Consider the following 12,306-nt stretch of genomic DNA (forward strand, 5'->3'; position numbering starts at 1 on the left):
TTCTAATAGCTAGTGTTTTTTATTTACTTAAACACGTTATTTTAAAAGTGGATGATAATCAATATCATTTATAATACATAGTGAAGGAGGGTGAAAGTCGACATGAATATAGAAGAACATCTACTACTCTGGAATTACGCTTCTATCAAGGTATTAGACGTTCGTCATAGAGTAATGAGGATAGGGGATACATTACAGCCTTATAAATTGCCAACAAGTGTACTTATAGTAATCACGCGTGGAACAGCGCAAGTGCATTTGGATCAAACTAATTATCACGTGATTCAGTTTCAAATGATACATAGCGGTAAAGGGGCAGCTTTAGAAATTAATCAAATAACTAATGAACTAGAGTGCTACCTTATTTTTTATAAAGGTTCTGTTCCTTATCCTGTTGGTCAAAGGATTCTTCAGCTGTTTGAGAAAAGAAATGCATTTCAAATCCAGTTTAGCTTGGTACCGAAATATCCGGTAACTATTTATGAAAAAGTGCAGCTTATGTACGAAAGCTGGCAACAATCACGGTGGCTGGAACGTTTGCAAGTTAAAACATTATTCTATCAAATTATATTAAGTATATATCAAGAGTTATGTAGCCAAGAGAGCTATGTAAAAGAAACAGATTTAGTAAGTCAAATAAAGAGGTATGTGGATGAGCATTATGCAGATTCGATAAAGCTAGAGTCTCTTGCAGAGCATTTAAATTACAGTGTATCACATATATCGGCAGTATTTAAAAGAGAGACCAACTATAGCTTTATCGAATATGTCATGCATACAAGAATGAAAAAGGCTGTAGCTCTATTAAAATCAACAAACGTGTCTTTAAAGGATATTGCGACAAGTGTTGGCTATACAGATGTTCATTATTTTAATCGTATTTTTAAAAGACATCTAGGAATATCACCAGGGAAATATAGAAAACGAGTAATGGAACAAGGCATACTAGAAGATACTCCACAAATCATCATGGAATCCTCTATTGAAGGGGAAATGTTTCAACGATATATTGTTAATGATAATCATTATCAATATAAAAAAGGAGAAAATATTCCAATGTCTCAGAAACATAAAACAAACTTTGCAGCGATAGTATTGCTTTGTCTAACACTACTATTGGGTGCTTGTTCGAATGGCACAAACCCACAGTCCAAGACACAAGGACAGACTACCGAAGTAACACAAGCAACCATCGTTTATAAGGCGGCGAATAGAGAAGTGGAGATTCCCAAAAATCCGAAACGTATTGTAGTTGTAGCAGACAGTTATGCGGGTTATTTATTGGCATTGGGCATTAAACCTATTGGTATGTCTGATTTTGCGTTAAGTAATCCTTATTTTGAAGGTAAAATAGATGGCATTGAAAGTATTGGTGACAACAAATCGATTGAAAAAATCTTGGAATTGAAACCAGATTTAATTATTGCTTTTGATGGCATGGAAGGCTTTGAAAACTTTGAAAAGATTGCGCCAACTGTTGGCATTAAGTATGGCGCCATGAGTTACCGTGAACAATTAGTAGAGTTTGGTAAGATGCTTAATAGAGAAAAAGAAGCCGCTCAATGGATAAATAATTGGGATGAAAAAATTGCCGACAACAAGTCAACTATCCAAGAGGTTGTTGGAGATCAGACCGTTTCTCTAATGGGTGGTACTGACAAAGAGGTTTACATATATGGTGATCATTATTCTAGAGGTGGAGAAATTATTTATGGGGAGTTCCAGCTAAATGCGCCAGCCTTGGTTCAAAAAGAAGCACTTGAGTCGAAAGAATGGGGAGTTGCATTTTCCATTGAACGTTTGCTGGATTATGCAGGAGATTTTATTTTTGTAGAAGATACAGCACTTGCATTTCTAAAGGAAAGTATTTTATGGAATGAGCTACCTGCGGTGAAAAATAACAAGGTCACTATATTAGATAGTGATGCTTCCTACTTTAATGATCCCGTTTCATTAGAGAAGCAGCTTGATATTGTAGTAGAAGCCTTTAACAAAATGGATAAAAATAAATAACATGAATATTTTCGGAAGCCAAACTACCATCAATGTAGTTTGGCTTTCATTTGAGAATCATTTTCAATTATAATGATAGTAGTAAAAAAGATAGGTAGGAGGAATTATGTGCATTATGAATGTTGATGACCATATATACCTGTGGGATCATGCTGCTATCAAAGTGCTAGATGTTCGGCATCAGATTATGAGGATGGGAGAAACATTACAGTCTTATAAAATGCCAGCTAATGGCTTTATTTTTGTTTCTCGAGGAAGGGCGCAAGTTCAGCTCAATCAAATCGAGTATATTATTCAGCAGTTTCAAGTCATACATGGTAGCAAAGGGACTATTTTAGATATTTTTCTAACGGAGGATGAGTTGGCGTATTATTTGATTTTTTATAAAGCGACCATGCCTAATCCTATGCGCCCGGAAGTATTACGCCTAATGGATAAAAGTAATCCATTTCAACTGCAATATAGCTATATACCCAGTTACCCGATTGCTATTTTTCACAAAGTTAAATTGATGGAGCAGGAGTGGAGGAAGTCTGGTGGAATAGATCGCTTTCATGTGAAATCATTATTCTATCAATTTGTTCATAATCTGCTACAGCAACTACATAGCCAAGGTATAGATATGATGAAGCCCGACCTTGTAGGACAGGTAATGAAATATTTACAAGAGCATTATGCACAGGCTTTGACACTAGAATCTATTGCAGCCAATTTGAATTATAGCGTTCCTTATTTAGCGTCCATTTTTAAAAAGAAAACGGGTTATAGTGTAATTGACTATTTGATTCAGATTCGCCTTGATATAGCGGCAAATTTATTAGTAGAAACGGATGCCACATTGAAGGAAATTGCCGAAAATGTGGGCTATAAGGACCCTTATTATTTGAGCCGTCTTTTTAAAAAGCATAGGGGTGTTACGCCATTACGCTTTAGAAAACAAGAAAGAAAAAATGCTATACATCGTCCTCAAAATAGCATTGAATCGTCCATTGTTTGGAGACCAATATGGCGATATATTGATAGTGATAATCATTATCAATATAAGCGAGAGGAAGTTATACATATGCATAGAGGTTCAAGAGCTTCATTCACAGCAATGGCACTACTTTGTATTACGTTACTATTATCAGCATGTACGGGAGGTACTGTTAATCTAAACAATGAAACTACTGGACAAAATCAGACTGTAGTAGAAAGTCAGTCAGCTAGCTCTTCTGAGACAAGGGTTTACAAAGACCTTCAAGGGACAGAAGTAGACATTCCTACAAATCCAGAACGAATTGTCCTTCAGGGTAATGCAATTGGTGATTTAATAGCATTAGGTATAGAGCCTGTTGGGGTAGATCGTCGTTTCATCGAGAGCGGTGTTTTAGAAGATAACGGGAAAATTAGTTCAACAGATATAGGCTTTCCAACAAATTTAGAGAAGGTACTGACGTTAAAGCCCGATTTGATTATGCTGTCATATATTATGGATAATGAGGTCGAAGAAGCTTCTAAAATTGCACCAACCGTTGTTTTCGATGGTATGCAGCCATTAAAGGATCGATTCCCAGTCGTTGCTGATATTGTTGGTAAAAAGGAAGAGGGAGAGCAGCTACTGAGGAAATATAATGAAGATGCCGATGCAATGTGGGAACAGCTTCGCGCAGATGGTAAGGTGACTGAAGGAGAAACGGCTGTCGTATTCCAATTTTTTTGGAATAAAAAAATGTTCGTGATGAAAACAGGCGGAGTAGCAGGCTTGCTGTATCAAGACAAAGGATATACTATGGACGAAAAGGTACAGGCATTACAGCCAAATAGTGGGCCATATATTGAAATTACTAAAGAAACACTGCATGAGACACTTGTGGGTGATCAATTATTTGTATTAATTTCTGGAGATAAAGAGGCACAAAAGGCATTTGATGAATTAACACAAGAGCCATTGTGGAACTCCTTACCTGCCGTGAAGAACAATAAAGTTCACTTTATTGAGGATAAATGGAATTATGATGATATGACAACAAGTAACATGCTGTTAGAGGAATTTCCAAATATACTGAAAAAATAAGTAAACTAGAAAGGCTCGGGGAAATTCTTAGCCTTTTTTGTGTTTGCTAAATAAAGGCAGACGTTATCAAATCATCATCCAGCAGGGGCAATAGATAGTAAAGAGGACTATCAAAACTGTTAGAGAAATAGCTGGCTTTTCTAAAGAATTAAATACGATAAACTATGAAAGTCAAGCAATTATAGTTATCTATATTTGCTTGACTTGTTGTTGAAAAAAGGTAATGTCAACGGCATAATAAGCAATTTGGTAAGGCGAGGGGTTGATTTCCGTTCCGCCAGCGTCCTTTCCAGGGGGCGTCCGATGAGCCGCTTCACTCACTGCGTTCGCTACAGGGTCTCCTCTGTGACGCTAAATCCCCTAGGAGTGACGCTGGCTCCACTCCAATCAACCATTCTGCAAAAGTGTCTTTTCCTGAACAAAATAGCTATTAAAAGTGATGTGTGACAACACCCCTCCATAAAAGAGTAATGAATACCTTCCCTTTTTTGCTAAAAAGTGAACATTTTTATTTTATGGATTGGAGTGGAAGGCTACTTGACTCCCGTGGGATAGCGAGACAGGCGAGCCCCTGCACGGAGCGGTAGCGGAGGAAGCGGCTCGGCGCTCGCCCACAGGAAAGCAAGTAGCCTGCAACGGAAATCCTTTTTCACCTTTCAGATAAATTCTATGGATGGTTTTGTTTTTCAACACTAAGTCAAGCAATTATAGTTATCTATATTTGCTTGACTTTTAATGATAACTATTATCAATTATAATGACTCTATAATGATTGTTTCAATTATATTAAGGTGGATGCAAAATGTATAGATTAATGGACACAGCAATAATTGAATGGAAAGAAAAGGTTAATACATATTCACTTCATACAAAATTTCCAACCTTATTAGCTTGCGATGTTGCTACCAAAATTTCCTTAGATGGAAAATGGTTATGTTTAGATAAAAATGAAATGATATATCTTAGTGCGGGGAAAATAGCAAAGTTAGAAAAAGCAAATCACCAAGTTGTTCATTTATACATTGTATCTTTTCAAATGTACAGTCTTACTGAAGAAAATGCTGATTTATTGCTTTATCGTGTCGATCATAAACAATTGCCTGCCCATGGCTCAATTGCTAGTGTAGAAACATTATCGTATCGTGCTGTTACTCTTCTTCAAGAACTTGTAGGTGAGTTAGACTTAGGTGAACAGCATTTTCATAGTAGACAAAATTTTTTGTTGGAGGAAATATTACATTTATTTATCCAAGCTTTAAAGCCGTATAAAGAGAAAGTAGATTTGATTATGCGAGAAGCTCTAGCATATATCAATCGCCATTATGATCAAAATCTAAATCGATCACAATTAGCAGAGCTTATGGGTTTTAATCCAAGTTATTTTTCAAGATTGTTTCAACAACAAATAGGGCGTAGTTTCTCGAACCATTTGATGAGAGTGAGAATAGACAAAGCCAAAATGTATCTTCTTTCAACGGATGCCACATTGAACGAGATTGCGAGAAAAGTTGGCTATACAGATGGACTCTATTTAAGCCGAAAGTTTAAACAAATTGTTGGTGTATCGCCAAGTGAGTATCGGTATAGACCAAAGCCGAGACGTATTGTAGCATTCCAATATAGTGGTGATTTACTTGCTTTAGGCATACAGCCAATTGCTGCTCCTTTTACACCATGGGAAGTATCACCGCTTATACATCGTGAGCTTAGTGGTACGATTGATCTGGAGCAAGATAGAACTCATCAACTGGAGAAAATGGACATCGACCTAATCATTGTGCCTGAATATTTATATTATTGTCCAGGCAAGTTAGAAAAATTGGAGCAACTTGCACCCATTTTGGTTTTGCCATGGAATCAATTAGATCGACTTGAAGAAGTTAAGCTTATAGGGAAAATTCTTGGATGTGAGGCAGAGGCAACGATGTGGGTTGAGCATTATCAATCCATTACACATACAGCAGCTGCTAAGCTCGAATTCATTATACAACCTCACGAAACAGTAGGTTTATATGAGGTATGGGAGGATCATACAATATGTATTTGGAATACCACTGCAAGAGCTACCTATAATTTATATAATGGCTTAAAGTTAACTCCTCCTCCACGTATTCAGCAAGAGGTGCTCGAAGTAAATAGTCATCTTTTTATAGAGGAAAATATATTATCTAACTACGCTGCTAACCACATGTTTGTTGTCCTCACAGAAGATTATTATCAAGATTTTCCAAATAAGTTATTAAAGCATAAAGCTTGGAAGCAGCTATTAGAAGATCCAACAAGGAACATTTATCCGATTAAGCTGAATGATTTTTGGTGCAATGATGGATTAACGCTAGAAAAACAACTTAGTATTATGCTAGAAAAGCTATATAATCATTAATAATGAAGCCAATGTCACTTTTGTCCATATGCAAGTTCTCACATTTTGAAATAGACGATTGAAGAAGAGACCATTACGATAAGGATATTGATTGAGAAAGATTATCATTATCGATAGGAGTGGAAAAAATGGTCAAGGCTAGGCAAAGAATTTGGATAGGGTTAATGATGCTACTGTTGATTTTAATTGTTTTAGGTGGCTGTAGCAAAGCGACAGAAAGCCCTCAGTCAGAGTCAAAAAGTAATTCAGAAACAGATACAAAAATTATTAAAACAGTTGATGGTAATGTTGAAATACCTGCCAATCCTCAACGAATCGTTACGCAAGGGTATTTAGCAAATTTTTTAGTTTTTGATGTTAAACCAGTCGGTGCACCATATTGGGAAATGGAAAGCCCTTATACTATGGAATTAAGTGAAGGGATCACAGATATTGGTCAAATTGATGGAGGCTCGGTTGAAAAAATTTTATCACTTAAACCAGATTTAATAGTCACGGTTGGAGGAGATGAAAAATTAAATGAGCAATTCCGTAAGATTGCCCCAACATTGGTCATCCCTTATGGTACATATCATGAAGTTCATGACGAAATGAGAGCTTTTGGGGAGATTTTAGGAAAAGAGAAGGAAGCCGAAGAATGGCTAAAAGAATTTGATAAAAAAGTAGCGAAGGCAAAGGACTCTATTAAAGGGTTAATTAGAGAAGGAACGACTTTTTCTCTTATGGGTCCGTTTGGAAAGGATTTTTATGTCTATGGTGATGGTGTAAATCGTGGTGGACAAGCAATTTATCAGCAGCTAGGTTTAACACCACCAAAATTAGTACGCAAGGATTTAATTGAGCCAAAAATTAATGCACTGAGTATTTCACAGGAAAAGATTGCAGATTATGCAGGTGACTATATCTTTTTAGACATTTCAGGAGAAGCGGAATTTGATGAGAATGACCCTGTATGGTCAACGATTGATGCAGTTAAAAATAATAAAGTATTCTACTTAAATCCCGAACGTTTCTGGCCATATGATCCAATTGCAGTGGAATCACAGGTTGAAGAAATTGCTAAAATGTTAAAGAACCATTTAGAGCAAGAGAAGTAAATGCTACAAAAAAGCCCAAGTGGATAAATTACCACTTGGGTCTTCTACTAGGAATCCAAAAAACGGGGAAGACGACTAAGCATACAAGGGAGGACGCTCACATGGTCCTCCTCATCAAATTTCACATAATCAGTAAGAATGTTTTTGTCGCTTAAACGCTTCATTTGTTCAGCTGCTTGATCAGCTCCTTCAAGCATATCTGGCAGCTCGTTAGCGCCGATTGTAAGTAAGAGATTAATAGTATGCTGACTGTTCCAAGTTTCAGCAAATTTGTCTATTTCTTTTAGTACGGCATTGTTAGCCCACCAAACAGAGGGGCTTCCGACTACTACATGACTAAATAAATTTGGTCTCGCACATAGAGCATACAGTGTGAAAAGACCGCCTAATGAATGACCAACAACCGCTTGTTTCTTCTTATTGACTGGCCACTCCTTTGCGATAGCAGGCATTAGCTCATGCTCAATAAAGTCTAGGAATTCATTGGCTTTGCCATTAGGAGGCCAAGGCGATCCATCTGGACGTGGTGGTAGCTGAGCTTCACTAACAGGTAGTGTAAAATCATTGCAACGTCGTTCCATATCAAAGGGTTCCTTTGAGGGATAGCCAATCCCAATAACAAGAATTGGCTCATAGCCTTTTGGTTTACGTGTTTGTAATTTTACTGCCTCAGCGAGCGTTGGAAAAAGAGCGTCCCCATCTAAGGCATATATAACAGTATAGCCATCTGCTGGTGGTGCTTCTGTTGGGGCAGCAATTAAAATTCGATAGTCAAGCTGTTGACGAGATGTCATGGCAACTTCAAAGTAGTTATCTGATGTATAAGGTTTCTTTGTCATTGTTGTCATGGCGCTAAAAACTCCAATACATCCTCTATCACTTTTCCTTGTGCATGAATACCACCATTTAGCCAATAATCCTCGGATGTTTCAAATACTTGATTATGTTTGAAGGCAGCTGTACTTTGCCAAATTTTACTGTCCTTCAACTCATTTATAAATTCATCTCCAAGATTGCCATCATTGATTAGGAAAATATAATCGGCATCAAGTTCAGGTAGAATTTCTAATGATACTTCAAAGGCACCATTTTTCACGTAGCTGCTTTGTTCAAATCCTAATTCATGTGTTAAGACATACCCACTGAAATACTCATCAGTCATGAAAAACATTCCTTTTGCATTAAAGCGAATTAACGCAACCTTTTTACCTTCTGTGATGGAGGCTAGCTTTGTTTTTGCTGCATCCACCTTTTCTTGATAGCCTTGTAAAGCTTGCTCAGCCTTGTCTGGTTCATCAAGTAATTGCCCTAAAATTTTAATAGAGCCTTCTAAATCGCTTGCAGCATTATTAAATACATAGGTTGGAGCAATTTTGGCATATTTTTCGTATGTGCCATTTTCCACATAAAATGAATTGTGCAAAATAATTAAATCTGGTTTATTAGCCATAATTGATTCGGCTGAAGGGGGACCACTTGCAAAGCTAATTTCAGGTACGCCTTGTAGCTGATCTTGTAAATAGAGCTGTGGTTTAACACCATTCGACCATTGCATAATAGGCTTGATGCCAAAAGCTAATAACGAATCCTCCATAACAGGTGCAAATATTTTTGTAGGCTTAGCAGGTAGTGTCACATCATTGCCAACCTCATCTTTTATTGTTAATGGATAAACACTTTGCTCCTTCGTATTTTCTGAGTCAGCCTGTTCTTCTTTATTACTTGATTGGTCATTGCATGCCGAAAGTATGCCAATAGCAAGCAATAACATCGCTAATATATAGGCAGATTTTAAAATCGTTTGACAGTGATTACGACAATTTTGTTTCATTGTTCATCAAAGTCTCCTTCCATTGATAATCATTCTCAAATGGAATTATAAATCACTGTCTGATAGGATACCATGGACGGAAACAGGAAAAGGGTTTGGATTTTTTCCGGTTAACATCAGCAACATTTCATCTAGCATTCGGTTTATAGCAATAGCAGAGTATTCGAACCAAGGATTTGATGGCAAAACATATACATGTCCATTTTTTACGGCTTGGAGCTCTTTCCAATGATCGAGGTATTGTAAAGTGAGCCAATAATTCCGAGTGGGCGAATCTGGGCAAATGATAAATAGTAGACGGTCTGGATCTATATCTACTAGCTGTTCAAGTGTAATAGGTTCGTTACATGTTTGTTGTTGCGCATCAACAAGACGAAGCTGCAAATCCGTAAAGAGCACATCCTGAATGCCTTTATTACAATATAAAAATAATTGGTCGCCACATAAACGGAGAACAGCAAAAGTATCCTCCCCAGTCACTCCTTTGATATCTTGTTTAGCCTGTAATACCTTTTGTTCATATGTTTGAATGAAATGCTCACCCACGCTTTGTTTTTTGACAGCAACAGCTATCTCTCTTAACTGTGTTCGCCAGTCCTTAGCTTGTATATAGACATTTTTAATACCCATTGTTTGAAGCCAATCAAGCATGGAGAGGGAGGGCTCCTCTTGGAAAATGTGAATGTCTGGCTTAGCAGAGGCTAATTTTCTAAAGTTGTCTTCGGACTCTGCATCAAAAATATTGACATGCACTTGAATTTTGTCTTGGTAATGGTTGTAATAATAAGGACTCCATTTAGCATTCAATGGAGCTGCAACAGGTATGATGCCAAGTGCTAATAAATTCCCGGTAGCTGAAACAGAAAAAGTAGAGATTCGCTGACGAGCTATTTTATTAAAAGCAGAAGGTGAAACCCCCACTTCCTTTTTAAACTTCCGACTAAAATAAAATTCATCACTGTATCCAACTTTTCTAGCGATTTCACGAAGCAATAGATCTGTATCACGCAATAGCTGCTTAGCATGTCCAATACGCAGCTCCGTTAAATAATCAGTGGCACTTTGACCGAATGCCTTTTTAAATGCCTCACCAAAGTAGCTAGAACTTAGACCAGAAATGAGTGCCAGATGCTCCATCGTGAGTGGTTGATGATGGTTTTTAGCAATATAATCTCGAATATCCTTTAATGAAATTTGAGTTGTCATTCTATCTGTTATGCTTTCCGTTTTCATGTAACATGTCACCCCTTGTATATAATTATGGGAATTACTTTGCAGTAACCAATAACTTTGGTAATGCACCGAGTAACTTCTCCCTTGTAAAGGCATCACTATAATTCCACTTTGTTGCATCCACTAAATAAACGTGGTTATTTTGTACGGCAGTGAGGCTTTTCCAAATATCACTTTGCATCAATTCCATCGTTGCCTTTTGCGATTCTGGTTTATCAGATAAAAGCATAAAAATTCGATCACCAGCGTATTGAGGCAAGTGGTCTATCGGTATTTCCTTATACCCCATGCTTGCTTGAAGTAATTTTTTTACTTGCGGGTGAGGCTGAAATCCATCTGGATGAAAAAGGGCAGGGGATAGACCTGTACAGCCCATGACATAAAGGCGTTTACCATGATCAAAGGTCAAAACTGATGCCGTTTCACCAGGCTCTACAACGGTTTGTAGCTGCTGCCACATAGTTTGTTCTTGGATTTTAAAACGTGTTAGCCAATTTTCTGCACATTGTTGTTGGCTTAGCCATTGTCCTAATAGACGGATGCGTTCTTCTAATGAATCCCAAGAATTTAGGGTAATAGTTGGAGCAATTGACGATAATGCCTGATATTGCCGTTCATCGTTATTTGTAAAAATGATTAAATCTGGATTAAGCTTTGAAGATTTTTCTAGATTGATTGGAAATGCTACATCTTGAATGTACGGAACATGGTTTTTATAAAAAGATTTACTAATAGAGTTTTTGTCACCACCTATTGGCTGTACATCAAAAATCAACATATCGCCAAATGTCTCTCCATGATAAATAATACGATGAGGAGAGGAAGGGATGACTACCTCATGTCCAGTCCAATCTTTTACAATTGTTCTTTGCTTATACTGCCGTGCAAACTGCTTTGGGGGAATCCCAATCACTTGTCGGAAGCGGCGATTAAAATAATATTCATCATCAAATCCAACTTGCTGTGCAATATCCTTTAATGGCTCATTTGTTTGTAGCAATAATTCCTTTGCATTGGTAAGACGTAAATCTGTAATATAATCTAACGGTTTTTTCCCTGTTAAAGTTTGAAAGATTGCGCTATATTGCCATTGAGCGATATGAGCTAGCTCTGACAGCTTTTTCACGGTTAAAGGCTGTTGATAGTAGCTATGTATATAGTTAATTGTTTCTTCAACCGACTTTGTCATTGTTAATTGGTAATTCACATGAAGCTGATGTTCAAATAATAAATTTAATAGTTCATACAAGATTCCGTGTTGTTTAAGATAATCTGATTTAGGCTTTAAATGATATAGATCTTCGGTAAGACGAATAAAGCGCGTATTTGGGTAAACGGTATACTCCACTTCATCAGAAAAAAGGGCTCCTAAATATGGAGAAGGGTACTCATGTTTTAGCTGAAAAGCTGTAAAAGTTATTTTATAGAAATGGAATTGCTTCGTTAGATCCGATAAATCTATCATAGAATGAGGTTGTATAAGAAAAATCTTCCCTTTCGTCACCAAATAGGGAATATCATCAATCGTTAATGTGCCACAGCCATCCATAAAAAGTATCATCGTATGGTGAGAAGTTGAGATAAATGGATAGCTCTGTGAAATATAGTCGATATCTTCTAAATGAAATAGTAAATTATTGTTAAAAGAAGATGAAATATTGTCTTCCATCTGTTCACTTCCTTGCTAAATGAA

Annotated in this window: 8 protein-coding genes; 4 read left to right on the top strand and 4 right to left on the bottom strand. The window is 37.0% G+C overall.

Translation table 11 applies throughout. The annotated features are described in order from the left end of the window. Nucleotides 1-102: 102 nt before the first annotated feature. The 4 genes from NST76_RS01040 (at nt 103) to NST76_RS01055 (ending at nt 7,549) form a co-directional block, all read left to right on the top strand. Entirely contained in the window at nt 103-2,013 is a 1,911-nt protein-coding gene (locus NST76_RS01040) for an AraC family transcriptional regulator (protein WP_101966942.1), read from the top strand. A gap of 115 nt (nt 2,014-2,128) precedes the next feature. Then, entirely contained in the window at nt 2,129-4,069 is a 1,941-nt protein-coding gene (locus tag NST76_RS01045; RefSeq protein WP_342535278.1) for an AraC family transcriptional regulator, read from the top strand. A gap of 802 nt (nt 4,070-4,871) precedes the next feature. Then, nucleotides 4,872-6,452: a helix-turn-helix domain-containing protein gene (locus tag NST76_RS01050; protein ID WP_058844796.1), complete on the top strand. Its 1,581-nt coding sequence runs from the start codon at nt 4,872-4,874 to the stop codon at nt 6,450-6,452. 128 nt (nt 6,453-6,580) lie between these two features. Further along, nucleotides 6,581-7,549 carry an ABC transporter substrate-binding protein gene (locus tag NST76_RS01055; protein WP_058844797.1) on the top strand — a complete coding sequence of 323 codons (969 nt, stop codon included), beginning with the start codon at nt 6,581-6,583 and terminating at the stop codon, nt 7,547-7,549. Between the two features lie 47 nt (nt 7,550-7,596). On the opposite strand, the gene NST76_RS01060 is transcribed toward NST76_RS01055, so the two are convergent. From NST76_RS01060 to NST76_RS01075, 4 genes are read right to left on the bottom strand one after another with little or no spacing between them, the layout of a single operon-like run. After that, nucleotides 7,597-8,397: an alpha/beta hydrolase-fold protein gene (locus NST76_RS01060; RefSeq protein WP_036125805.1), complete on the bottom strand. Its 801-nt coding sequence runs from the start codon at nt 8,395-8,397 to the stop codon at nt 7,597-7,599. Beyond that, the gene (locus NST76_RS01065) at nt 8,394-9,380 is read right to left on the bottom strand and encodes an ABC transporter substrate-binding protein (RefSeq protein WP_036125808.1); all 987 of its coding nucleotides are present in this window, start codon (nt 9,378-9,380) and stop codon (nt 8,394-8,396) included. Before NST76_RS01065 ends, NST76_RS01060 begins: the two co-directional genes overlap by 4 nt. Before the next feature lie 45 nt (nt 9,381-9,425). Further along, nucleotides 9,426-10,613 carry a helix-turn-helix domain-containing protein gene (locus tag NST76_RS01070; protein ID WP_058845286.1) on the bottom strand — a complete coding sequence of 396 codons (1,188 nt, stop codon included), beginning with the start codon at nt 10,611-10,613 and terminating at the stop codon, nt 9,426-9,428. Nucleotides 10,614-10,647: 34 nt separating this feature from the next. Next, nucleotides 10,648-12,282 carry an AraC family transcriptional regulator gene (locus tag NST76_RS01075; RefSeq protein ID WP_342535281.1) on the bottom strand — a complete coding sequence of 545 codons (1,635 nt, stop codon included), beginning with the start codon at nt 12,280-12,282 and terminating at the stop codon, nt 10,648-10,650. Nucleotides 12,283-12,306: the final 24 nt, after the last annotated feature.

Origin of the sequence: Lysinibacillus sp. FSL W7-1291, assembly GCF_038593415.1 — a bacterium.
Classification (GTDB): domain Bacteria; phylum Bacillota; class Bacilli; order Bacillales_A; family Planococcaceae; genus Lysinibacillus; species Lysinibacillus fusiformis_D.